This window comes from Burkholderia sp. KJ006, from assembly GCF_000262695.1.
GTDB lineage: Bacteria > Pseudomonadota > Gammaproteobacteria > Burkholderiales > Burkholderiaceae > Burkholderia > Burkholderia vietnamiensis.
On the sequence record NC_017922.1, the window covers coordinates 461,911 to 484,166 of the forward strand.

A 22,256-nucleotide genomic window follows, 5' to 3' on the forward strand; every position below is an offset into this window, starting at 1 on the left:
TTTCTCCGTCATGCGGTGCCGCGCGCCGGCAGCGACGCGCGGAGAGTGTCGACGGACACGTGCTGGCGGCCGTCGACGTCCTGGAATACCTTGAAGACCTTTTCCTCGGCGGGCGTCGACGCGACGAAGTCGCGGTAGGCCCGTGCGAGCTGGTCGCGGTAGGCGGCGAACAGCGCGGCTTCGGTGTCCTGCGGGATCGACGCCTGCTGCCGGATGTACTGGAAGAAGCGCTTGAGGATGTGCAGACGGCAGACGTCGACCACCTTCTGGTCGAACGGCACGCCAAAGAACTGCAGGAAGTCCTCCGCGGAGGACAGGTGTTTCAATCGTTCGGCGAGGGGCGTCATGGCGAATCACTCCGGACGGCGGGACGGGGATGGCGCGTGCACGGCGTCCATGCAGCCGTCGCCGCAGCATGGTTCGCCGGGCGCGCCGGGACGCGGCGGCAGCGGGCCGCCTGGGCTGGACTGCTCGAGCCGGGCGACGCGATCGAGCAGGCACGCGAGCGCCTTGCCGACCGGGTCGGGAATCAGGTGATGGTTCAGGTCGTAGCCGTGCGCGGTGCGCCGGTCGCGCGGCGCGACGACGCGCGCCGGAATCCCGACGACGGTCGCGTGGTCCGGCACCGCGTCGATCACGACCGAGTTCGCCGCGATCCGCGCGCCATCGCCGACCGCGATCGGGCCGAGGATCGTCGCGCCCGCGCCGACGATCACGCGCTCGCCGAGCGTCGGATGGCGCTTGCCCGCGTGCAGGCTGGTGCCGCCGAGCGTGACGCCGTGATAGAGCGTGCAGTCGGCGCCGATCTCGGCCGTCTCGCCGATCACGACGCCCGAGCCGTGATCGATGAACAGGCGCGGGCCGATCGTCGCGCCGGGATGGATGTCGACCTGCGTGACCATGCGCGCGACGAACGACAGCACGCGCGGCAGGTAGCGCCAGCCGCGCCGCCACAGCGCATGCGCGACGCGGTGCGCGGCGAGCGCGTGCAGCCCCGGATAGATGGTCCAGACCTCGAGCCGGCTGCGCGCGGCCGGATCGCGCTCGAGCACGCAGCGTGCGTCGCCGCGCAGCAAGGCCCACCATGAGCGGCCGGCGGCGCGCTCGGCCGCCGCCGCCGCCGCGGATGCGGTGCGCGGCACGGCGCTCATGACCATTCCTCGACGAGTTCGCGCGTCTCGACCAGGAACCGGTACAGATCGGCCGCGTTCGGCGCCTGCTTCGTCTGGGTCGCATGCTGACGGATGCGCGCGAGCAGCAGCGGCACGAGCTGGTCGGCGACCGGCAGCCCGAGCGCCTCGTACGCATGGCGCACGCCGTGCGAGCCGGAATGCTTGCCGAGCACGAGCGAGCGCGCGCGGCCGAGCTCGGCCGGATCGAAGCTCTCGTAGGTCGTCGGATTCTTCGCGAGGCCGTCGGTGTGGATGCCCGACTCGTGCGTGAACACGCCGCCGCCGACGATGCTCTTGTTGAGCGCGACCTGCCGCCCGGACGCATGCTCGACGAGCCGCGAAATGCCGACGAGCGCGGTGGTGTCGACGCCGGTGTCGCGGCCGAGCAGATGGCGCGAGCACATCACGACCTCCTCGAGCGCCGCGTTGCCCGCGCGCTCGCCGAGGCCGTTGACCGTCGTGTTCGCATGCGTCGCGCCGGCCCGCAGCGCCGCGAGCGTGTTGGCGGTGGCGAGCCCGAGATCGTTGTGCGCGTGCATCTCGATCTCGATGTCGACGGCGTCGCGCAGGCGCGCGACGGCTTCGTAGGTCGAGAACGGATCGAGCACGCCGAGCGTGTCGGCGAAGCGGATGCGCTGCGCGCCGCATTGCTGCGCGAGCCGCGCGACGTCGGCGAGGAACGCCGGGTCCGCGCGCGACGCGTCCTCGGCGCCGAGCGAGATCTTCAGGTCGCTGCGCACGGCCTCGCCGATTACGCGCTTGATCTGCGCGAACACCCAGGCGCGCGGCTGGCGCAGCTTGTATTGCAGATGGATGTCCGACACCGGCACCGACAGGTGAATGATGTCGGGCCGGCTGCGCAGCGCCGCGGCGAGGTCGCCCGGCGTCAGGCGTCCCCAGACCATGACGCTCGCGTCGAGATTCAGGTCGACGATCGAGCGGATGTCCGCAATCTCGTCGGCGCCCATCGACGGGATGCCGATTTCGAGTTCGGGCACGCCGGCGTTCGACAACGCGGTCGCGATCGCGCATTTCTCCTCGACGGTGAACGCGACGCCGGCGGTCTGTTCGCCGTCGCGCAGTGTCGTGTCGTTGATGATCGGAATGGACATGGTTGCGATTCCAGAGGGCGTTGCGATACGTATTTGCAAAGGTCGTGCCAATTGCGCATGGGTTCGCGAGAGGCCGTCGCGACGCGGGTTTGCGCGAATCGCGCAGCGTGCGGATGGCGGCTTGCCGCCGACGCGTGTCGCGAATGTGCTGTTTCGGACAGCGGTGCGTCGGCTGGATGTCGGGTCGTTGGCGCGCCGTGTGCGCGACGTCGCGCGTGCAGCGCGGCGCGCAGGAGAACGTACGAGCGGGATGAGCGGCAGGCGCGTGACGAAGAGGTGAACGGCGTCCCGCGGACGGCCCGCGCGCTCAGCGTTCGCGTGCGAGATTGCGCGTGTGGCGCGGGAGTTCGATCGTCAGGTCGTCGTTGCCGAGGCTCACGCAGCACGCGAGCCGTGACTGCGCGTCGAGCCCCCACGCGCGATCGAGCTGGTCGTTCTCTTCGTCGTCCGGCGGCGCGAGCGACGCGCCGCCTGCGCGTACATACACATGGCAGGTCGCGCACGCGGCGACCATCTCGCACGCATGCTCGAGCGCGATCCCGCTTGCGAGCAGGCTCTCGCACAACGACGCGCCGCGCGGCGCATCGAATGCATGGCCGTTGGGACACAGCGCAGGATGGGGCAGAACCCGGACGCAGGGCATACGCGCTCCTCGGTGTCCGTTACGCGAGGCTGTCGAGCGCGCGCCCGGCGAGCGCGCTGCGGATCGACGCATCCATCCGGCGCGCGGCGAACTGCTCGGTGGCGCGGGACAGCGCGTCGGCGGCCTCGCGCAGCGCGTCGAGCGGCGCGGCCGTGCCGAGCGCATCGGCGACGCGGAACAGCGCCTGCCGGACCGCCGCGAGTTCGTCGGCCGACAGCAGCGATGCATGCTCCGTCAGCGCGGCTTCGGTCGCGTCGAGCATCCGGCGCGCATCGACCTGCGCTTCGCGCCACGCGCGCAGCTGCATGTCCGCCACGGACGTGTCGATCGCATCGCGCAGCATCGACGCGACCTGGTCGTCGCTCAGGCCGTAAGACGGCTTCACTTCGACGTGCGCATCGACGCCGCTGCGCTGCTCGCGCGCGGTGACGGCCAGCAGCCCGTCGGCGTCGATCTGGAACGTGACGCGGATGCGCGCGGCGCCGGCCACCGCGGGCGGAATCCCGCGCAGCGTGAAACGCGCGAGCGAGCGGCAGTCGCCCACCGATTCGCGCTCGCCCTGCACGACGTGAATCGACATCGCGGTCTGGCCGTCCTTGAACGTCGTGAATTCCTGCGCGCGTGCGACCGGAATCGTCGAGTTGCGCGGAATGATCTTCTCGACGAGGCCGCCCATCGTCTCGATGCCGAGCGACAGCGGGCACACGTCGAGCAGCAGCCACGCGTCGCTGCCGGCGTTGCCGGCGAGGATGTCGGCCTGTTTCGCGGCGCCGAGCGCGACCACCTGATCGGGATCGATGTCGGCCAGCGGCTCGCGGCCGAACAGGCTGCGCACCGCGTCGCGCACGACCGGCATCCGCGTCGATCCGCCGACGAGGATCACGCCGTCCAGCTCGCCGATCGCCAGCTGCGCGTCGCGCAGCGCGCGTTTGGTCGCCGCCAGCGTGCGCGCGACGAGCGCTTCCGCGAGCCCCGCGAACGCCGCGCGCGACAGCGTTTGCCGCAGCTCGACGCCGTTCGACAGCCGGATCGCGAGATCGGCGCTCGCCGCGTGCGACAGCGTTTCCTTCGCCGCGCGCGCGGCGCTCAGCATCGCGCGCTGGTCGCCGGGCGCGTGCGAGGCGAGCGTGTCGACGCCGTGCGCGCGGCACAGCCAAGCCGCGATCGCGTGATCGAAATCGTCGCCGCCGAGCGCCGAGTCGCCGCCCGTCGCGAGCACTTCGAACACGCCGTTCGCGAGCTTCAGCACCGACACGTCGAAGGTGCCGCCGCCGAGATCGTAGACGACGTACGCGCCTTGCGCGCCGCGGTCGAGGCCGTAAGCGACCGCGGCGGCCGTCGGCTCGTTCAGCAGGCGCAGCACGGTCAGGCCGGCGAGCCGCGCGGCGTCCTTGGTCGCTTGCCGCTGCGCGTCGTCGAAATACGCGGGCACCGTGATGACGACGCCGGCCAGCTCGCCGCCGAGCGCCGTCTCGGCGCGCACGCGCAGCGCGCGCAGGATCTCGGCCGACACCTCGACGGGCGTGCGAACGCCGCCGGCCGTGTCGAGCGCGACCATGCCGGGCCGTTCGACGAACCGGTACGGCAGGGCGTCGGCGCCCGCGACATCCGCGAGGCCGCGGCCCATCAGGCGCTTCACCGACACGATCGTGTTCTGCGGATCGTCGACCTGACGCAGCTGCGCGAGCCGGCCGATCTCGGTTGCGCCGGACGGCAGATAGCGCACGATCGACGGCAGCAGCGCGTGGCCGTCCGCATCCGGCAGCACGCGCGCGAGCGCGCTCTGCACGGTCGCGACGAGCGAGTTGGTCGTGCCGAGGTCGATGCCGGCGGCGAGCCGGTGCTGATGCGGTGCGGCGGCGCGCCCGGGTTCGGCGATCTGTAGCAGGGCCATGACGGGTCTCCGTGCGGTCGGTGCGAATGTCGCGTGCGGGCGTGCTCAGACGGCGAAGCTCTCGCCGCAGCCGCAGTTCGCGGTCGCGTTCGGGTTGTGGAACTTGAAGCCTTCGTTCAGGCCCTCGCGGACGAAGTCGAGCTCGGTGCCGTCGAGCATCGGCAGGCTGCGCGGGTCGACGACGACGGTCACGCCGTGCGTCGCGAAGCACAGATCGTCGTCGTTCGGCGCGTCGACGAATTCGAGCGCGTAGGCGAAGCCGGAGCAGCCGCTCGTCTTGACCGCGACGCGCAGGCCGAGCCCGGCGCCGCGCTTTTGCAGCGCCTTCTCGATGTGGCGCGCGGCCGCTGGAGTGACGGAGATGGCCATCGCGCGCTCACACGGAAAAGGAACTGCCGCAGCCGCACGTGCTCTGCGCGTTCGGGTTCTGGATCACGAAGCGCGAGCCTTCGAGCCCGTCCTCGTAGTCGACGCGGGCGCCCGCGAGGTATTGCCGGCTCATCGCGTCGATCAGCAGCGTGACGCCGTCGGTGACGACTTGCAGGTCGTCATCGGCGACCTGGTCGTCGAACGCGAAACCGTATTGAAAGCCCGAGCAGCCGCCGCCCGACACGTAGAGCCGCAGTTTCAGCTGCGGGTTGCCTTCCGCGTCGATCAGCGCCGCGACTTTCGCGGCCGCGTTGGGCGTGAAGTCCAGAAAGGCCGGCAGCGGGACGGGCGCGGCGTCGGCGGACGGTTGCAGGAGTTCCATGGGGCGATCCTCGAAGGAGTGAAGCGTTCAGTTCGGCGTGGACGTGCAGACCGGCTGCTCGGCGAGCGTCTCGCCGCCCGCGCCCGGATGCCGCGAGCGGAAATCGGCGACGGCGGCCTTGATCGCGTCCTCGGCCAGAATCGAGCAGTGAATCTTCACGGGCGGCAGCGCGAGTTCTTCGGCGATGTCGGTGTTCTTGATCGCGAGCGCTTCGTCGAGCGTGCGGCCGCGCACCCATTCGGTGACGAGCGAGCTCGACGCGATCGCGGAGCCGCAGCCGTAGGTCTTGAATCTCGCGTCCTCGATCACGCCGTCGGCATTCACGCGGATCTGCAGCCGCATCACGTCGCCGCATGCGGGCGCGCCGACCATGCCGGTGCCGACGTCGTCGGCGCCGGCGTCGAACGAGCCGACGTTGCGCGGGTTTTCGTAGTGGTCGAGGACCTTGTCGCTATAGGCCATTGCATGCTCCGCGTGGAGGGATGACGACGGTGGATTGACGACCGCCGGATTTGCAACATCCATGCCACGCTTTTTTTTCGCTTGATATCGTGGATGTCGAGCTGCGCATTGTCGAGTTTGTCGCGCGCACCCGGCGAACGGCGCGCGACCTTGTCGCCTTTGTCTGGTCTTTTCTCGCCTGTGTCGGCTTTGTCGCCGCGGGCAGGCGTCGTGATCCGGCAGCACGAGATGGGCGCAGATATTGCTTCGCCATTACGTCGCGCCGGAGTGCTGCACGCGCGGGCGAGCCATCGCAGGAGCGAAAGCCATGCCGAATTCCCATGCAAGCGAGCATCGCCGTGATCTCGACGTGGTCTATGAAGTGGGCAAGACGCTGATATCGTCGCTCGACGTCTCGCAGACCTTCCTCACGTCGCTGCGTTACCTGTCGTACACGCTGGGTTGGCGCTCGGCGTTCGTCGTCGTCGTCGAGCCGGACGGCTACCTGCGCGGCCTGTGCTGCACCGGCCTCGCCGACGACTGGCGCCAGCGCGTGCGCTTCCTGCCCGGCGAGGGCATCGTCGGACGCATCTTCACGAGCGGCTCGCCGGTGATCGTGCCGGAAGTGCGCGACGAGCCGCTGTTCCTCGATCGCACGGGCGGCGCGGGCGAGCCCGACGACGGCTCGGTCGCGATGCTCGGCATGCCGATCCGCCACGAGCAGCGCACGCTGGGCGTGCTGGTCGCGTTTTGTTCGAACCCCGATCGCAACCGCGTGTTCGCGAACGACCTGTATCTGATGAAGATCGTCGCGACGCTGATGGGGCAGGCGATGCTGCTACATCGCAGCGTCAGCTGCGCGCACGACCGCCTGCAGGACGAGGTGCGGCGCATGCAGAAGGCGATCCGGCCGGTGCAGCAGCTCGATCAGGTGGTCGGCGTGTCGGCGCCGATGCAGCAGGTGTTCTCGCAGGTCCATCAGGTCGCGCCGGCTCGCACGACGGTGCTGCTGCGCGGCGAGAGCGGCACCGGCAAGGAGGTGATCGCGCGCGCGATCCACCGGCTGTCGCCGCGCAACGACCACGCGTTCATCTCGGTGAACTGCGCGGCGCTGACCGAGACGCTGCTCGAAAGCGAGCTGTTCGGGCACGAGAAGGGCGCGTTCACCGGTGCGCAGGGATTGCGCAAGGGGCGTTTCGAACTGGCGCATGGCGGCACGCTGTTCCTCGACGAGATCGGCGACATCTCGCCGTCGTTCCAGGCGAAGCTGCTGCGCGTGCTGCAGGAGCGCGAGTTCGAGCGGGTCGGCGGCGCGGCGCCGGTGAAAGTCGATGTGAGATTGATTCTCGCCACCAATCGCAATCTCGAGCGGATGGTGAAGGAAGGCGAGTTCCGCGCCGACCTCTACTACCGGATCAACGTCGTCAGCATCCAGTTGCCGCCGCTGCGCGAGCGGCGCGACGACATCCCCGCGATGGCCCAGCACTTTCTCGATCGCTTCAACCGCGACAACGGCCGCGCGCTGCGCTTCAGCGAGGACGCGATGCGCGTGCTGACGAGCTGCTACTGGCCCGGCAACGTGCGCGAGCTCGAGAACTGCGTCGAGCGCACCGCGACGATGACGCATCACGACACGATCGACCGCCTCGCGTTCCTGTGCCAGGAGGACCGCTGCCTGACGAAGGTGCTGCATCACATCGAGCGCGAGGACGCGGTGCGTCCCGCGCGGCTGCTCGACATTCCGATCTGCGAGGTGCCCGCGCCTGGCGCGGGCGATCACCGCGGCTTGCCGCGCGACGGCGGCTTCGCGGACGACCCGTTCGACGACGCGTTCCATGAACACGAGCACGACCACGACCACGACGACGCGTTCGCGATGAACGGCGACGACGAAGGCAAGCCGGAAGGCGAGCGCGAGCGGCTGATCTGGGCGATGGAGCGCTGCGGCTGGGTGCAGGCGAAGGCCGCGCGCCTGTTGAAGATCACGCCGCGACAGATCGGCTACGCGCTGCACAAGTACGGCATCGAGGTGCGGCGGTTCTGACCGGCGCCGCCATGCCGCGCGTGCGCTGAGCTGCACGCGCGGCGCCTGACTGCGCGCTTGCGCCGCCGCATGCGCGCACGCCGCTTCCGCTTCCACTTTTCTTCCCGACCGACCTCACGCGCACGCCCGCGGTCCCATCCCGCTGCAGCCGCCGACGCATCGGCGCGCTTCCCTCCGCCACTTCCCGTTTGTGTCGTTTGTCGCAACCGCGACAGCGGCGGCCGCCGTTCTCGTCGCGGAACACGCGCCGGCCCGACAAACCGGACATCGGATCCGCCGCTCAGGCGCGCCGCTGCGTGCGTCGCGGCGTGGCACGGTTCTGGCTTTTAACGTCGCACGTCGTCCCCGTCGAATTCCAGGAGAAGTCCATGCACAGCGCACAGAACGTCGGCATGCCCCCCGCGTCGGCCTATATCGGCATCGGCGAGATCAAACCGCTCGGTATGCCAGCGGACGTCCCGGCAGCGGGCGGCGGTTGCGGCACGCAGGGCGGCGACGGCAAGGCGAGCTGCGGCTCGTCGGGCGGCCCCGACGACATGCCGGCCGAGATCTGGGAGAAGGTCAAGAACCACCCGTGCTACTCGGAAGAGGCGCATCACCACTACGCGCGGATGCACGTCGCCGTCGCGCCCGCCTGCAACATCCAGTGCAACTACTGCAACCGCAAATACGACTGCTCGAACGAGTCGCGCCCCGGCGTCGTGTCGCAGAAGCTCACGCCCGAGCAGGCGGTCAAGAAGGTCGTCGCGGTCGCGAGCGAGATTCCGCAGATGACGGTGCTCGGCATCGCCGGCCCCGGCGATTCGCTCGCGAACCCGCAGAAGACCTTCGACACGTTCCGGATGCTCCAGGAGCAGGCGCCCGACATCAAGCTGTGCCTGTCGACCAACGGCCTCGCGCTGCCTGCGCTGGTCGACGAGATCTGCCGCTACAACATCGACCACGTGACGATCACGATCAACATGGTCGACCCGGCCGTCGGCGCGAAGATCTATCCGTGGATCTTCTGGGACCACCGGCGCGTGACCGGCTACGAGGCCGCGCAGATCCTCCACGAGCAGCAGATGAAGGGGCTCGAGATGCTCACCGCGCGCGGCGTGCTGACCAAGATCAACTCGGTGCTGATCCCCGGCGTCAACGACGAGCACCTGATCGAGGTCAACCGCGAGGTGAAGAAGCGCGGCGCCTTCCTGCACAACATCATGCCGCTGATCTCCGAACCCGAGCACGGTACCTATTTCGGCCTGAACGGCCAGCGCGGACCGAGCGCGCAGGAACTGAAGGCCGTGCAGGACGCGTGCATGGGCGGCGCGAACCTGATGCGGCACTGCCGGCAATGCCGCGCGGACGCGGTCGGCCTGCTCGGCGAGGACCGCAGCGACGAATTCACGCTCGACCGGATCGACGAGATGGAAGTGGTCTACGACCTCGATCGCCGCCGGGCCTATCAGGACCGCGTCGAGGCCGAACGCAGCGCGCAGCATGCGGCGAAGCAGGAGGCGCTCGCGGCGTCGATGGCGAGCGACGTCGCCACGGATCTCAAGGTGCTGGTCGCCGTCGCGACGAAGGGCGGCGGGCGCGTCAACGAGCACTTCGGCCACGTGAGCGAATTCCAGATTTTCGAGGTGTCCGCGTCGGAAGCGCTGTTCGTCGGCCATCGCCGCGTCGACCTCTACTGCCAGGGCGGTTTCGGCGACGACGAGCAATTGCCGTCCGTCGTGCGCGCGATCAACGACTGCCACGCGGTGCTGGTCGCGAAGATCGGCGCGTGCCCGCGCGACGAGCTGGCGCAGGCCGGCATCGAGCCGGTCGAGCGCTTCTCCGGCGAGTTCATCGAGAAGGCCGCGCTCGCATGGTTCGACGATTACCGCAGCCGCGTCGCGTCCGGCGCGGTCGTGCATGCGGATCGCGGCGACGCGGCGATCCGGCAGGGCGCGTACACCGGCAGCGCGGCGGCGTAACGCGCGCGTCATCAGGATCTCACCCACAACAGGAGCGTCACCATGTCCCTGAAGATCATCGCTTCGACCTGCACCGGCTGCTCGGCGTGCGAACCGGAGTGCCCGAACGTCGCGATCGGCGAAAAAGGCGGCGTATTCGCGATCGATCCCAAGAAGTGCACCGAATGCGAAGGGCACTTCGACAGCCCGCAATGCGTCGCGGTGTGCCCGGTCGACGGCTGCATCGTGCCGGCGTGAGCCGCGTGCCGACCGCCGTCCACGCGTTCAATGCGTTCAACGACAAGGAGTGAATCGCGATCATGCTGCCGAATGTCACCATCACCGCCGCGGCGGACAAGTTCATGCGCCGCATCGTGCGTTTCTCGGGCTTGCCGGCCGGCGCGGGCTTCCGGCTCGTCGTCAGCGCGGGCGGCTGTTCGGGCTATAACGCGGCGTTCAGCGCCGAGGCCGCGCCGCAGGCGGGCGAGGCGGTGCTCGACGCCGACGGCCTGCGCGTGTTCCTGCCCGCGGAAAGCCGGATGCTGCTCGACGGCGTGACGATCGATTTCGTCGAAACGGCGACGCAGTCGGGCTTCACGTTCACGAACCCGAACCAGGCGCCGTGTGCGTGCAGCAGCGCCGCGCCGGCGGAGCCCGGCGTCGCGAAGATCGGCATCGACGCGATCGGCCGCGGCCGGCCGCCCGAGCTGTCGCGCGCGTCGTGACCGACGGGAGCGGACCATGTACGGCGAATCCCGCACGCTCGACGACGCACTCTCCGCGTTCGCGTGTTCGGCGCTCGGCGGTGGCCTGCCGGCGCCCGTTGCCGCATGGATCGACGCCGCCGGGCGCTTGCAGCATCGCCCGGACGACGCGCTGGCATTGCTCGAACGCGCGCGGGCGGCGCTGCCCGCGCATCCTGCGCCGCTGATCGCGTTGTACCGCTTCCATTTCTACGGCCATCGGCTCGCGCAGGCGCGTGCAGTCGGCGAGGCAGCGCTTGCGCTCGTGCGCACGGCGCTCGGCCCGCGCGTCGCCGATGCGCCGCCGACGGGCGACGCGGTGCGCTACGACGCGACGGTGCGCTTCCAGCTGTTCGTGATGAAGGGGCTCGCATACCTGAACCTGCGGCTCGGCGAGCGCGCGGCGGCGCGCTCGCTGCTCGACGAATTGCGGCGCCTCGACCCGGACGACCGGGTGGGCGGCGCACTGCTGCTGCACGTGCTGACGCGCGACGAACGCCGCGCGGACGACGATGACGACGACGCGCTGCACGCGCATCCGGCGCGCGGCTGGGCGGAGACGCCGAGATGAACCGCTCGCCACGCTCCCCGCGCGCAGGGCGGTCGCCGCGCGAGCGCGCCGCCGCGCCGTCTCGCGAAAGCGCGCTCGGCCGGGCGCGCAGCGTCCCGGCGCAGGCCGACGCGAACGCGCCGGCCGCGCCGCGCGCGTCGGCGCCCGCCGGCGACATCCCGCCGCTGGACTGGCAGGGCGGCGCGCTCGACTGTACGCGCTGCCCGTACGCGGCGCTGCGGGGCCGCGCGGGCGAAGCCGGCTGCGAGCCGGGCCGCGCCTGCATGCAGGACGCGTATGCGCGCCGGATCGACCGCTTCTTCAGTTGGCATCCGGCACTCGCCAACGAACAGCTCGCACACCCGTATTTCGAGGTGCGCGCGATCGCCGCGCGCTACGCGGACGTGTTCCGCCTGCCCGCGCTGATCGACGATCCGGACGAAACCGTACGGCTGCAGGTGGCGTTGCGCCTGCCGCACGCATATCTGTCGCGGCTCGCCGGCGATCCGCACCGCGAGGTGCGGATCCGCGTCGCGCAGCGCGTCGATCCGGCCGTGCTCGCGAGCATGCGGACCGATCCCGACTACGGCGTGCGCGACTGGGTCGCGCGCCGCCTGCCGGTCGCGCTGCTGCCGTCGATGGCGCGGGACGCCGATCGCGGCGTGCGCATGCGCGTGGCCGAGCGGCTCGACATGCCGGCGCTGCTGCGGATGGTGGACGACGCCGACGCCGAGGTGCGCCGGCGCATCGCCGCGCGGCTGCCGGCGCCGCTGCTCGGCAACCTGCTCGGCGACGCGGATTGGCGCGTGCGCTGGGAGATCGCGCGGCGCGCGCCGCCGGGCATCGTCGTGCTGCTGCTCGACGATGCGGACGACGAAGTGTGCGCGCTCGCCAGGCGCCGGCTGCGTTCGGACGATCCGTCGCAACCGCTGGAACTCGATAGTGGAGCGGACCATGGCTGACATCAAGCGCGACGACGACGTGATCGAGGTCGCCCATCCGCCGCGTTTTTCGTTCGGCGAGCGGGTGGTCGCGCGCTCGGCGGTGCGCAACGACGGCACCTACAGCGGCAAGGACATCGGCGAGGTGCTCGTCAACAAGGGCGACGTCGGCTACGTGACGAGCATCAACACGTTCCTGCAGCAGTTCTATATCTACGCGGTCGACTTCGTCGACACCGGCCACCGGGTCGGGATGCGCGCGAAGGAGCTGTGCACGCTCGACAACCTGCCCGACGACGTGCTCGCGAAGCTCGGCGCGCACGCGAGCCGGCTCGGCGAGCTCGGGCGGGCCGTTGCAGCCGACGGGCCGCACGCCGCGGCGCGCGAAGAACCGGAGACGTCGTCGTGAACATGATGGAGCCCATGCGGGAGCCCGAATATTCGTGGGGCATGCGCGTCGTCGCGCTGGACGATCTGTGCAACGACGGCAGCTATCCGGACCATGCGCTCGGCGCGCGCCTCGTCGACGCGGGCGCGGTGGGCGAGATCGTCAACGTCGGGCAGGTCGTCGACACGGGCGAGCCCGTCTACCTGGTCGAATTCGGCCGGCAGGTGATCGGCTGTACCGAGGACGAGATCGCGCCGGCGCCGGCCGGCCTGCTGCCCGGACACGACGGGGCGGCGCGATGATGACGCAGGGGCGAGCGGCGCCCGGGCGCGGCCAGCCGGCGAGCGTCGTCGATTTCACGCAGCGGCGGATCGAACGCGCGCTGCGCGAGCGTGCGCGCTATCGCTACGTGAGCCCGCGCGTGCTGCGCGACGCCGACGGCTTCCGGATCGAGAGCCCGTGCTGCTCGCGCAACGTCGATCCGGGCGGCGGCGTGATCGACATCGCGCGGCTCGCGCGCGGCCCCGCCGGGCGCTGGAGCCTGTACGCCCGCGATCATGCGGCGCGCCGCTGGTCGTGGCGGTACGAAAGCGCCGATCTCGACCTGCTGCTGGAGCTGCTGTGCGTCGACGCCGAGCGCGTGTTCTGGCCGTGACGCACGACGGGGAGCGACGATGATCTATCTCGACCACAACGCGACGACGGCACCCGCGCCGGCGGCGATCGACGCGATGCTCGCCGTGCTGACCGACGTGTGGGCCAACGCGTCGTCGCAGCATGGCGCCGGACAGCAGGCGAAGCGCACGCTGGCCGCCGCGCGCGCGACGATCGCCGGCGCGCTCGGTTGCAAGGCCAGGGACGTGGTCTTCACGAGCGGCGCGACCGAGGCGAATCATCTCGCGGTGCTCGGGCTCGGGGCGTCGGCCACGGCCCCGGCCGTGCGGCGCAGGCTCGTCTTCGGCGCGACGGAGCATGCGGCGCAGCTGAAGCTCGCGCACGCGCTCGCCGCCCAGGGCCGTCCGGTCGATTTCATCGCGGTGCGGCCGGACGGCGTGCTCGATCTCGACAGCGCCGCGCGCGTGATCGGCCCGGACGTCGCGCTGGTGTCGGTGATGGCGGCGAACAACGAGACCGGCGTGCTGATGCCGATCGCCGACGTGAGGGCGCTCGCGCAGGCGGCGGGCGCGCTGCTGCACGTCGACGCGACGCAGCTGGTCGGCAAGCTGCCGTTCGATTTCGCGGCGCTCGGCGCCGACGCGGTGTCGCTGTCCGCGCACAAGCTGCACGGGCCGAAAGGGATCGGCGCGCTGCTCGTGCGCGACGGCGTGCCGCTCGCGGCGCAGTTTCCCGGTAGCCAGGAGCGGCACCGGCGCGGCGGCACTGAAAACCTGCCCGCGATCGTCGGCTTCGCCGCGGCGCTCGAGCGGCTGGCCGATGCGCTCGCCGACGCCGCGCGCATCGCCGCGCTGCGCGACGCGTTCGAGGCCGGCCTGCGCGCGGCGCTGCCCGGCGTGCACGTGTATGGCGCGAGCGCGCCGCGCTTGCCCGGCACGAGCTGCCTGCGCGTCGGCCGGCTGGACGCCGACACCGTCTTGCAGCGCTGCGAGCAGATCGGCGTGTGCGCGTCGTCGGGCTCGGCGTGTTCGTCCGGCGGCAGCGAGCCGTCGCACGTGCTGAGCGCGATGGGCGTGCCGCGCGACGAGGCGCTCGGCGCCGTGCGCTTCTCGCTCGGCGCGGCCACCAGCGCGCGCGACATCGATTACCTGCTCGCCGCGCTGCCTCCGTTGTTGAAGCCGTTGCTGGCCGAAGCGGCCGTGCAGCCGACCTGAACCCGTCGTATCCCCGGAGTCTTTATCGTGAAAGTGATGATTCGCAGAGACAGCAAAGGCGTGCTGAGCGCCTACGTGCCGAAGAAGGACCTCGAGGAGCCGATCGTGTCGATGGCGCGGCCGCAGATGTGGGGCGGGCTCGTCACGCTCGGCAATGGCTGGCAGCTCGAGCTGCCCGAGATGGATGCCGCCACGGCGCTGCCCGTGACGGTCGAAGCGCGGCGTATCGCCGGCGTGGAGGAATGACATGGCGCTCACCGCCGAGCAAGTCCAGGCCGCGGCCGAGCTGATCGGCTCGGCGTCGACGCTCGACGCCGCTGCGAGCCGGTGGCGCGAGCGCTTTCCGGACGTGCGCACGATGCAGCTCGGCGCGGCCGACATGTGCGGCGAGACGCCCGCGTTGCGCGTCGGCGCGCGGGCCGTCTACTTCGTCCGGATCGCCGGGATGTGCCTGTCGATCACGGCGCATGCGAGCGAAGCGAACGCGCTGATCCTGACCGACGATGGGAGCGGCCATGGAACTTGACGAGATTGCGCTCGCCGAGCCGGCGTGCGGTGCGCGTGAAATCGAGCTGGTGAGCGCGGTGCTGCGCTCGTCGCGCTGGAGCGACGGCCCGATGCGCGAAGCATTCGAGCGCGCGTTCGCTGGCTGGGCCGGCCGCGCGCATGCGGTCGCGGTCGCGAGCGGCACGCTCGGCGCGTGGCTCACGCTGCGCGCGCTCGGCATCGGGGCCGGCGACGAGGTGATCTGCGCATCGCACACCTGGCATCAGGTCGCGCAGGCGATCACGCTGGCGGGGGCGACGCCGGTGTTCGCGGACATCGATTACTGGAGCGGCTGCCTGAGCGCCGACAAGGCCGGCTCGAAGATCGGGCCGCGCACGCGGGCCATCCTCGCCGGCAACACGAACGGCCATCCCGCCGCGTGGGGCCCGCTGCGCGAGCTGGCCGATGCGTACGGGCTCGCGCTAATCGAGGACAGCACCGAGGCGCTCGGCTCGCGCTACCGCGGCCGCACGGTCGGCTCGTTCGGCGACGTCGCGATTTTCGAGTTCTCGGCGCCGAGCGCGCTGTGCGCGGGCGAGGGCGCGATGCTCGTCACCGACGACGACGCGCTCGTGCACGAGCTGCGTTATCTGCGCGAGCGGCGCGTCGCGGACCGCGGCTCGGTGTCGGTCGGCGCGCGCGTGCCGCTGCAGGCCGGCATCAGCGAGCTGACGGCGGCGCTTGGCCTCGCGCAGCTCGCGAGCCTCGACGAGCGCCTCGCGCAGCGCAAGCAGGTCGAGCGCTGGTATCACGAGCAGATGCGCAGCTTCGAAGGCATCAAGCCGCCGTACACGGCCGACGACGTCGACGAGGTGAACTGGATGCTGTACGTCGTGCACCTCGGCAAGCGCTTCACGCAAAGCGCGCGCGCGCAGATGATCGACGATCTGAAGTCGTGCGGGATCGAGACCGCCGCATACAGCCATCCGCTGCACGAGCAGTTCCACTACATGCAGGCGGGCGACTCGATCGGCCGCAAGCGCGGCGTGCTGCCGGACACCGAGCGCATCGGCGACCGCGCGCTGGCGCTGCCGCTGCACACCTTGCTCGACGCCGACCAGGTGAAGTTCATCGTCACGACCCTGAAGGACACCGCGACCAACGTGGGCGCGGGAGCCGCGATCTATCTGTGAGGAAGCCGTTCATGAGCATGTCGATCGAGCACATCGCCCGCCGGATCGAGGCGGGCAGCATCATTCCGTATCTCGGCCCGGGCCTGCTCGCGCTGTGCGCCGACGTGCGCGTGCCGGCCACCGCGGAGGCGCTGGCGCGGCTGATGACCGACAAGGTCAGCGTGCCGCACAAGATCCGCCACCGGCTCACGCAGGCCGCGCAGTTCATCGAGAACTTCAAGCATCGCAAGTCGGTGGTGAGCCTGATGAACGACGCGTTCGCGGCCTCGCCGGCGCCGTCGGCGCTGCATTGCGCGCTCGCCGCGAGCGGGGCGGGCCTGTATGTCGACACCTGGTACGACGACACCTTCGCGGCGGCGCTCGCGCGCATGCGGCCGGGCGGCTGGGCGCAGGTGCAGGGGCTGTCGCAGTCCGAGCACTTCGGCGAATGGTTCGCCGGCTACGACGCGCACGGCGCGCGGCTGCCCGAGGTCCCGTCCGCCGGCGCGCTGCTCTACAAGCCGATCGGCGCGCATGCGCCTGCCGCGAACTATCTGGTGTCCGACAGCGACTTCGTCGAAGTGCTGACCGAGATCGACATCCAGACGCCGATTCCGCCCGCGGTGCAGGCGTGGCGCAGCGGCCGCAGCTTCCTGTTCGTCGGTTGCCGCTTCGACGACCAGCTCGCCCGCAGCTTCGCGCGCCAGATCATGAAGCGTTCGTCCGATACGCACTGGGCCGTGCTGCCGGACGAGCCGACGCGGATGGAGGCGCGCTTCCTCGACGAGCAGCGCATCGAGCGGATCGCGATGCCGCTCGATGCCTTTGCTCGCGCGCTGGTCGCAGAGTTGAGGCACGCGCTTCCCGCGTGACGGCCGCGGCGCGGCATGTCGTCACGCGGTAGTTGCCGCCATTTTCCTTGTTGTCTTTCTCGTCCCGTGAGTATCTGACCATGACCATGACCATCCTGACCGTTCTTCCTTCCGGTAAATCCTACGATGTCGCCGTCGGCGCGACGCTGTTGCAGGCGCTCCTCGGCGTCGGCGAGGCCATCGCGCACAAATGCGACGGCAAGGCCGAATGCGGGTCGTGCCATCTGTTCGTGCAGGAGGGCCGCAAGAGCCTGTCGAAGATTCAGCGCACCGAGAACGAAAAGCTCGATGCGATCGTCGGGGTCGGGTCGAAATCGCGGCTTGCGTGCCAGGCGGTGCTCGGCGACGAACCGGTGACTGTCGAGCTGTTGAGCTTCGTGTGAGGCTGACGTGAGGCCGTCGTGAGGCGGTATGCGGAGGCGGGCGTCGATGTCGCGAGCGGCTCTTGAGAACCGCATCGCGCTCATCGCCCGACCGACGCGCCCCCCGTCATTGCGCTACTTCAGCAGCTTCGCGCGCTCCGCGGCCGAGAAGTTGCTCAGATGGCCCTCGTGGGCCGCCTGCCGGCGGGCGTTCCTGACGATCTCGCGCGAGCGTCCGGGCGGCGCGGGCGCGCTGACCTGCTTGTCGAGCGCGGTGCTGCCGCAGTGCGGACACGCAGGCGACGCGCCCGCCCGCACCAGCGCTTCGAAGGTCCGGCCGCAGTCGCGGCACCGATAGTCGTAAAGAGGCATGGCGGCTCTCCGGTCAAATTGCATTCAGGCCGACGCGGCGGCGCAGCCCGTCGTCGCGGCCGCACAGCCTTCGAGCGAACCGGTCGTCACGTCTGCCGCCGTCAACGGACCGAGGCCGATCCACGCATGCACGCGCGCCGCATCGAAGCCGACCATCCGGCCGTCGCCCGCTTCCATCAGCGGCCGGCGGATCAGCAACGGTTCGGCCAGCAGCAGCGCGAGCGCGGCCGCGGCGTCGAGCGCCTCGGGGACGATCCGGCCGGCTTTCACGTCCGGCGCCGCGCGGTTGAACCATTCGTGCACCGGCAGCGGCTCGAGAAACGCGAACAGCGTCTTCGGCGTCCACGGCCAGCGCAGCAGATTGCGCGCCTCGAGTGTGTGGCCGGCGGCGACCAGCAGCGCCTTCTGCGCCGCATTGCCGCCGCAGCCGGGTTTTTCGTAAAACGTGACATGAGCCATCGCAAGATCCTTCATCAGAGTCGGCGCAGCAATTGCAGGCATTCGGCCGTCGCGGCCATGTCGAGGGCGGTGAAGCCGTCCCGCGAGCGGATCGCCGGATCGGCCCCCAGCGCGAGCAGCGCACGGACGACCTCGGCCTTGCCCGACGATGCCGCGTACATCAGGCAGGTCGCGCCCGTCACGTTCGCATGGTCGAGCGGCACGCCGGCCCGCGCGAGCCGCTCGATGCCGGCCGGGTCGCCGTGCACGCATGCGAGCCACAGCGCGTTGTTGCCGTCCGCGTTGATCGCATCGACCGCCACGCCGTGCGCCAGCAGCGCGTCGACGGCTTCGCGCGCGCCGCGCCACGCGGCAACCATCAGCGGCGTGTTGTCGTGCGCGTCGCGCGCGCTCGGGCCGACGAAGCCGACGCTCGTGAGCCACGCGGCAAGCGCTGGCTCGACCGGGCTGCCGGACGGGTTCGCGCCGGCAACGCTCGCGGCCCATGCCGCGTGCCCGCCGATCAGGTCGCAGACGACCGTGAAGCCGAAGTCCGCGAACATGCGCGCCCAGGCCTGGCTCGCGTTGCCGCGATGGCAGTAGATCAGGATCGGCCGGCCGCGCCGCGTGCGCAGCAACAGCTCGTCCTGGTTGTCGCGTGACAGCCGCACGGCGTCCGGCCAGCCGGAGCGCGCATGACTGTCGGCATCGCGCGCGTCGAGCACCAGCGCATCGGGATGACGGCCGCGCCACGCGCCGAGCTCGTTGACCGTGAGACGTCGAAAGACGCGTTGCCCCTTCATTGCGAACGCTCGCGCTGCATGCGCTTGCCGACGACGCGCGCATCCGCGAGCGGCAGCGGTTCGAGCGGCGCGCCCTCATCGCGCCGGAACGCGGTGCGGGGTGCGTCACGGCTCGGTCCGGCTGCATGGCGCTCGTGCCGGAATACCGGCCGGAGCAGATGATCGAGCGCGCCCGCCGCATCGGCGAGCGTGTAACCCGAGGCCGGGCGACGCGAAGCACACGCGCTCATGCCGCGTCGTCCTGCGTCGCATGCGCGAGCCGGTGCGATTCGCGCAGCAGCTGCAGCGCACGATCGGTGGCCATGTCGCGCGCGCTGCGGCCGTCCGGCGCGCATAGCGTCTCGCTCGCGCCGCATGACAGCAGCAGCTGCATCACCTCGATCCGGCCGCTGGCGGCCGCCTGCATCAGACACGTGACGTCGTCGTCGTTCGCGTGGTCGACGTCGGCGCCCGCCTCGATCAGCCGCAGGATCGGCGCCGGCGCGCCGCCGATGCACGCATACCACAGCGCGCCGTTGCCGGCGTCGTCGAGCGCGTCGAGCCGCGCACCGTGCGCGAGCAGCGCGTCGAGCACGCCGTCCTCGCCTTGCAGCGCGGCCAGCATCAGCGGCGTGACGCCGCCGGTGCCGCACGAGTGCAGATCGGGAAAGTCGTGCCACGCGAGCCAGGTGGCGAGCGCGGCGGGCATCCGTGCGCGCGGCGGGTCGTCGTCGCGCACCGCGCGCAGGTTGCCGCCGCGGCGTGCGACGAAGGAACTGTGCAGGGACATGGTCGTGCTCCGGCTCCGGTTGACGGACAGGGTTCGGCCAAGCGGCCCGCGGGCGCCGGTGCCGGCGCGCGGGAAACGCCGGGCCGCCCCACGTTGCTCAGGCCCGCTCGTGCGCGAGGCCCGAATCGACAGGTTCGCGGCCGCTCATACGGGCCGGTTCTCGTTCGGGTTGCGCACCGGCCCCATCAGTTCGAGCCCTTCCGCGTACGTGATCGTGTCGAACGTGACGTCGAACTTGAGCGCCGCGTCGGCGACGGCGTCGAGCTTGCCCGCGGTGTCCTTCTTCTTCAGCTCGCTCTTCTCCAGATAGAGCAGCTCGAGCATCTCGTTGTAGACGGTGCTCTCCAGAATCGGCAGCACATAGAACATCGCGCCCTTGTATGGCACCTGGTAGCGCTTGCTCAGGTCGATGTTGTCGCAGAACAGGAAGTACTTGCCGCCGGCGCTCAACGTGTCGCCGAGCACTTCGGCGACGTCCTTCAGATATTCGAAGCTCAGCAGGAAGCCCGCGAAGAACGGCAGGTGCGGCTCGCCGAAGGTCGCTACGGCCATCACCTGATCGCAGGTCAGCTCGGGCGGGCGCGCTTCGTCGGCGAGCTTGGCCGCGAAACGCAGCGCGAGTTCGCCGCGGAATCCGACCCGCCCGAAGGTATTCGTGAGCCCCTTCAGCACGGGGTTGAGCAGACGGCCTTCGGCTTCGAGCCGCGCGAACGCGGTATCGTCGAGCGTGGTGCGGGTGAGCGCTTCGGTCATGATGAAAAATCCTCGGTGTCGTCGTCAAAGGTGAGGGCGAACGTCATCGCCCGGTGTTGCGCAACCAGTCGGCCAGCTTGAAGAGCGCCTGCATCAGTTCGTCCCGCAGTGCCGGCTCGACGCCGCATTCGTCGAGCGCCGCGCGCATGCAGGCGAGCCACGCGTCGCGCTCGGCCATGCCGATCGCGAACGCGCGATGCCGCATCCGCAGACGCGGGTGCCCGCGCTGCGCCGAATAGTGACGCGGGCCGCCGAGCCACTCGCACAGATAGGTGACGAGCACCGTCTTCACCGGGCCGAGATCCGCGCCGTGCATCGCGCGGATGCCGGCGGCATCGGGCCGCGTGTCCATCTGGCGATAGAACGCATCGACGATGCGCGCGAGCGCGGCTGCGCCGCCGAGACGATCGAAAGGCGACGGCGGCGCGTGCGCCGCGTGAAGCGAATGAGCGGAGTGGGCGGGCGTGTTCATGAAGCCGCTTGGTGCAACAACCGTACCAGGCGAGATGCGCCGGGCCGCAGCGGACGAAGCGGACAAAACCACGCACGGACGCGCGACAACTGCGTGTCGTTTGCGACGCTGCGCGCGGCGTTTGTCGGGAATCCGACACGACGAAGGAAGCCGGCGCCGACCTTGCGCCGCGTGCAGCCGGCCCGTCGCGACGGGCGTTGCAACGAATGTCGTGCGGGTTGGCACGGAAGCTGCAATTGCTGGGCTGCGGACAACTCCTGGCCGATGCGCGGTGCGACAGAAGAAGACCAAAGGCGATACGGACACGGCAGGCTGACATGGTCGCGATTTCGCAACCCTGGTTTCAACCTCTTTTCTCAATGTGGAGCACGCAATGTCTCAACTTCGGCAAATCGCCTTCTATGGCAAAGGCGGCATCGGCAAATCGACCACGTCGCAGAACACGCTCGCGGCGCTGACCGATCTGGGCCAGAAGATCCTGATCGTCGGCTGCGACCCGAAGGCCGACTCGACGCGCCTGATCCTGCACGCGAAGGCGCAGGACACGATCCTGTCGCTCGCGGCGGAGGCCGGCTCGGTCGAGGATCTCGAGCTCGAGGACGTGATGAAGATCGGCTACAAGGACATTCGCTGCGTCGAGTCGGGCGGCCCGGAGCCGGGCGTCGGCTGCGCGGGGCGCGGCGTCATCACGTCGATCAACTTCCTCGAGGAGAACGGCGCGTATGACGGCGTCGACTACGTGTCGTACGACGTGCTCGGCGACGTGGTGTGCGGCGGCTTCGCGATGCCGATTCGCGAGAACAAGGCACAGGAGATCTACATCGTGATGTCGGGCGAGATGATGGCGATGTACGCGGCCAACAACATCTCGAAGGGCATTCTGAAGTACGCGAACAGCGGCGGCGTGCGCCTCGGCGGCCTCGTCTGCAACGAGCGTCAGACCGACAAGGAGCTCGAGCTCGCCGAAGCGCTGGCGGGCATGCTCGGCACCCGGCTGATCCACTTCGTGCCGCGCGACAACATCGTGCAGCACGCGGAGCTGCGTCGCATGACGGTGATCGAGTTCGCGCCGGATTCGAAGCAGGCGAACGAGTATCGCCAGCTCGCCAACAAGATTCACAACAACGCGGGCAACGGCACGATCCCGACGCCGATCACGATGGACCAGCTCGAAGATCTGCTGATGGAGCACGGGATCATGAGCGCGATCGACGAGTCGCAGGTCGGCAAGACCGCGTCGGAATTGACCGCGTAACGCGCGTCGCGCGACATGCCCCGCCGCGCGGCGCGCGCGGCGGGGCGCGCAGTG

The 22,256-nt window shown here is 70.2% G+C and carries 31 protein-coding genes; 16 read left to right on the forward strand and 15 right to left on the reverse strand.

All coding sequences use genetic code 11. The annotated features are described in order from the left end of the window. Nucleotides 1-8: 8 nt before the first annotated feature. From nifW to iscU, 8 genes are all read right to left on the reverse strand, one after another. Nucleotides 9-347 (reverse strand): nitrogenase stabilizing/protective protein NifW, encoded by a 339-nt coding sequence (gene nifW, locus MYA_RS26160; RefSeq protein ID WP_014725847.1) that lies wholly within the window; start codon nt 345-347, stop codon nt 9-11. Nucleotides 348-353: 6 nt separating this feature from the next. Next, nucleotides 354-1,151, reverse strand: coding sequence for a serine O-acetyltransferase (gene cysE, locus MYA_RS26165; RefSeq protein ID WP_014725848.1), 798 nt, complete (start codon nt 1,149-1,151; stop codon nt 354-356). Then, a complete protein-coding gene (nifV, locus tag MYA_RS26170; protein ID WP_014725849.1) occupies nt 1,148-2,284 on the reverse strand; it encodes a homocitrate synthase in 1,137 nt (378 codons plus the stop codon). The genes cysE and nifV overlap by 4 nt, the downstream gene beginning before the upstream one ends. A gap of 307 nt (nt 2,285-2,591) precedes the next feature. Then, the gene (locus MYA_RS26175) at nt 2,592-2,927 is read right to left on the reverse strand and encodes a 2Fe-2S iron-sulfur cluster-binding protein (protein WP_014725850.1); all 336 of its coding nucleotides are present in this window, start codon (nt 2,925-2,927) and stop codon (nt 2,592-2,594) included. Between the two features lie 19 nt (nt 2,928-2,946). Then, complete coding sequence (hscA, locus tag MYA_RS26180; RefSeq protein ID WP_014725851.1) at nt 2,947-4,821, reverse strand: Fe-S protein assembly chaperone HscA; 1,875 nt, start codon at nt 4,819-4,821, stop codon at nt 2,947-2,949. A 45-nt stretch (nt 4,822-4,866) separates the two neighbouring features. Beyond that, entirely contained in the window at nt 4,867-5,190 is a 324-nt protein-coding gene (iscA, locus tag MYA_RS26185) for an iron-sulfur cluster assembly protein IscA (RefSeq protein WP_011880121.1), read from the reverse strand. Nucleotides 5,191-5,197: 7 nt separating this feature from the next. Next, complete coding sequence (gene erpA / locus MYA_RS26190) at nt 5,198-5,572, reverse strand: iron-sulfur cluster insertion protein ErpA (protein WP_011880122.1); 375 nt, start codon at nt 5,570-5,572, stop codon at nt 5,198-5,200. 27 nt (nt 5,573-5,599) lie between these two features. After that, nucleotides 5,600-6,034, reverse strand: a complete 435-nt coding sequence (gene iscU / locus MYA_RS26195; RefSeq protein ID WP_011880123.1) for a Fe-S cluster assembly scaffold IscU — start codon at nt 6,032-6,034, stop codon at nt 5,600-5,602. A 307-nt stretch (nt 6,035-6,341) separates the two neighbouring features. On the opposite strand from iscU, the gene nifA reads away from it, so the two are divergent. The 15 genes from nifA (at nt 6,342) to MYA_RS26270 (ending at nt 17,361) form a co-directional block, all read left to right on the forward strand. After that, nucleotides 6,342-8,057, forward strand: a complete 1,716-nt coding sequence (gene nifA, locus MYA_RS26200) for a nif-specific transcriptional activator NifA (protein ID WP_014725852.1) — start codon at nt 6,342-6,344, stop codon at nt 8,055-8,057. 368 nt (nt 8,058-8,425) lie between these two features. Then, nucleotides 8,426-10,018, forward strand: coding sequence for a nitrogenase cofactor biosynthesis protein NifB (gene nifB / locus MYA_RS26205; RefSeq protein WP_014725853.1), 1,593 nt, complete (start codon nt 8,426-8,428; stop codon nt 10,016-10,018). 42 nt (nt 10,019-10,060) lie between these two features. Then, nucleotides 10,061-10,255 carry a 4Fe-4S binding protein gene (locus MYA_RS26210; protein ID WP_011880126.1) on the forward strand — a complete coding sequence of 65 codons (195 nt, stop codon included), beginning with the start codon at nt 10,061-10,063 and terminating at the stop codon, nt 10,253-10,255. A 62-nt stretch (nt 10,256-10,317) separates the two neighbouring features. Then, nucleotides 10,318-10,722 carry a HesB/IscA family protein gene (locus MYA_RS26215; protein WP_011880127.1) on the forward strand — a complete coding sequence of 135 codons (405 nt, stop codon included), beginning with the start codon at nt 10,318-10,320 and terminating at the stop codon, nt 10,720-10,722. Nucleotides 10,723-10,738: 16 nt separating this feature from the next. Continuing rightward, nucleotides 10,739-11,311, forward strand: a complete 573-nt coding sequence (locus MYA_RS26220) for a hypothetical protein (RefSeq protein WP_011880128.1) — start codon at nt 10,739-10,741, stop codon at nt 11,309-11,311. Then, the gene (locus tag MYA_RS26225; protein WP_014725854.1) at nt 11,308-12,252 is read left to right on the forward strand and encodes a 4Fe4S-binding leucine-rich repeat protein; all 945 of its coding nucleotides are present in this window, start codon (nt 11,308-11,310) and stop codon (nt 12,250-12,252) included. Before MYA_RS26220 ends, MYA_RS26225 begins: the two co-directional genes overlap by 4 nt. Next, nucleotides 12,245-12,640, forward strand: coding sequence for a nitrogen fixation protein NifZ (locus tag MYA_RS26230; RefSeq protein WP_014725855.1), 396 nt, complete (start codon nt 12,245-12,247; stop codon nt 12,638-12,640). Before MYA_RS26225 ends, MYA_RS26230 begins: the two co-directional genes overlap by 8 nt. 5 nt (nt 12,641-12,645) lie before the next feature. Beyond that, complete coding sequence (locus MYA_RS26235) at nt 12,646-12,921, forward strand: nitrogen fixation protein NifZ (protein ID WP_041494444.1); 276 nt, start codon at nt 12,646-12,648, stop codon at nt 12,919-12,921. Beyond that, the gene (locus MYA_RS26240) at nt 12,918-13,274 is read left to right on the forward strand and encodes a DUF3024 domain-containing protein (protein ID WP_041494367.1); all 357 of its coding nucleotides are present in this window, start codon (nt 12,918-12,920) and stop codon (nt 13,272-13,274) included. The genes MYA_RS26235 and MYA_RS26240 overlap by 4 nt, the downstream gene beginning before the upstream one ends. 19 nt (nt 13,275-13,293) lie before the next feature. Further along, complete coding sequence (locus MYA_RS26245) at nt 13,294-14,448, forward strand: cysteine desulfurase family protein (protein WP_014725858.1); 1,155 nt, start codon at nt 13,294-13,296, stop codon at nt 14,446-14,448. A gap of 27 nt (nt 14,449-14,475) precedes the next feature. Beyond that, nucleotides 14,476-14,694, forward strand: a complete 219-nt coding sequence (nifT, locus tag MYA_RS26250; RefSeq protein ID WP_011880134.1) for a putative nitrogen fixation protein NifT — start codon at nt 14,476-14,478, stop codon at nt 14,692-14,694. Between the two features lies 1 nt (nt 14,695). Next, the gene (locus MYA_RS26255) at nt 14,696-14,974 is read left to right on the forward strand and encodes a hypothetical protein (protein ID WP_011880135.1); all 279 of its coding nucleotides are present in this window, start codon (nt 14,696-14,698) and stop codon (nt 14,972-14,974) included. Next, on the forward strand, nt 14,964-16,127 hold the full coding sequence (locus tag MYA_RS26260; RefSeq protein WP_014725859.1) for a DegT/DnrJ/EryC1/StrS family aminotransferase: 1,164 nt from the start codon (nt 14,964-14,966) through the stop codon (nt 16,125-16,127). Before MYA_RS26255 ends, MYA_RS26260 begins: the two co-directional genes overlap by 11 nt. An 11-nt stretch (nt 16,128-16,138) precedes the next feature. Beyond that, nucleotides 16,139-16,978: an SIR2 family NAD-dependent protein deacylase gene (locus MYA_RS26265; protein ID WP_011880137.1), complete on the forward strand. Its 840-nt coding sequence runs from the start codon at nt 16,139-16,141 to the stop codon at nt 16,976-16,978. Between the two features lie 86 nt (nt 16,979-17,064). Further along, a complete protein-coding gene (locus tag MYA_RS26270; RefSeq protein WP_011880138.1) occupies nt 17,065-17,361 on the forward strand; it encodes a 2Fe-2S iron-sulfur cluster-binding protein in 297 nt (98 codons plus the stop codon). Nucleotides 17,362-17,475: 114 nt separating this feature from the next. Here MYA_RS26270 and MYA_RS26275 read toward each other — a convergent pair whose 3' ends face one another. The 7 genes from MYA_RS26275 to MYA_RS26305 all read right to left on the reverse strand — a co-directional run bounded on the left by MYA_RS26275 (nt 17,476) and on the right by MYA_RS26305 (nt 20,947). Continuing rightward, the gene (locus MYA_RS26275; RefSeq protein ID WP_014725861.1) at nt 17,476-17,712 is read right to left on the reverse strand and encodes an FmdB family zinc ribbon protein; all 237 of its coding nucleotides are present in this window, start codon (nt 17,710-17,712) and stop codon (nt 17,476-17,478) included. Nucleotides 17,713-17,736: 24 nt separating this feature from the next. Beyond that, nucleotides 17,737-18,171: an ArsC/Spx/MgsR family protein gene (locus MYA_RS26280; RefSeq protein WP_014725862.1), complete on the reverse strand. Its 435-nt coding sequence runs from the start codon at nt 18,169-18,171 to the stop codon at nt 17,737-17,739. A 14-nt stretch (nt 18,172-18,185) separates the two neighbouring features. Beyond that, a complete protein-coding gene (locus MYA_RS26285; RefSeq protein ID WP_014725863.1) occupies nt 18,186-18,953 on the reverse strand; it encodes an ankyrin repeat domain-containing protein in 768 nt (255 codons plus the stop codon). Beyond that, nucleotides 18,950-19,183, reverse strand: a complete 234-nt coding sequence (locus tag MYA_RS26290) for a hypothetical protein (protein ID WP_014725864.1) — start codon at nt 19,181-19,183, stop codon at nt 18,950-18,952. The genes MYA_RS26285 and MYA_RS26290 overlap by 4 nt, the downstream gene beginning before the upstream one ends. Then, nucleotides 19,180-19,722, reverse strand: coding sequence for an ankyrin repeat domain-containing protein (locus MYA_RS26295; protein ID WP_014725865.1), 543 nt, complete (start codon nt 19,720-19,722; stop codon nt 19,180-19,182). Before MYA_RS26295 ends, MYA_RS26290 begins: the two co-directional genes overlap by 4 nt. A gap of 144 nt (nt 19,723-19,866) precedes the next feature. Next, nucleotides 19,867-20,475, reverse strand: coding sequence for a hypothetical protein (locus MYA_RS26300; protein ID WP_014725866.1), 609 nt, complete (start codon nt 20,473-20,475; stop codon nt 19,867-19,869). Between the two features lie 43 nt (nt 20,476-20,518). Further along, nucleotides 20,519-20,947 (reverse strand): group II truncated hemoglobin, encoded by a 429-nt coding sequence (locus tag MYA_RS26305; RefSeq protein ID WP_011880144.1) that lies wholly within the window; start codon nt 20,945-20,947, stop codon nt 20,519-20,521. 373 nt (nt 20,948-21,320) lie between these two features. On the opposite strand from MYA_RS26305, the gene nifH reads away from it, so the two are divergent. Then, nucleotides 21,321-22,202 (forward strand): nitrogenase iron protein, encoded by an 882-nt coding sequence (gene nifH / locus MYA_RS26310; protein WP_011880146.1) that lies wholly within the window; start codon nt 21,321-21,323, stop codon nt 22,200-22,202. The last annotated feature ends 54 nt before the right edge of the window (nt 22,203-22,256 follow it).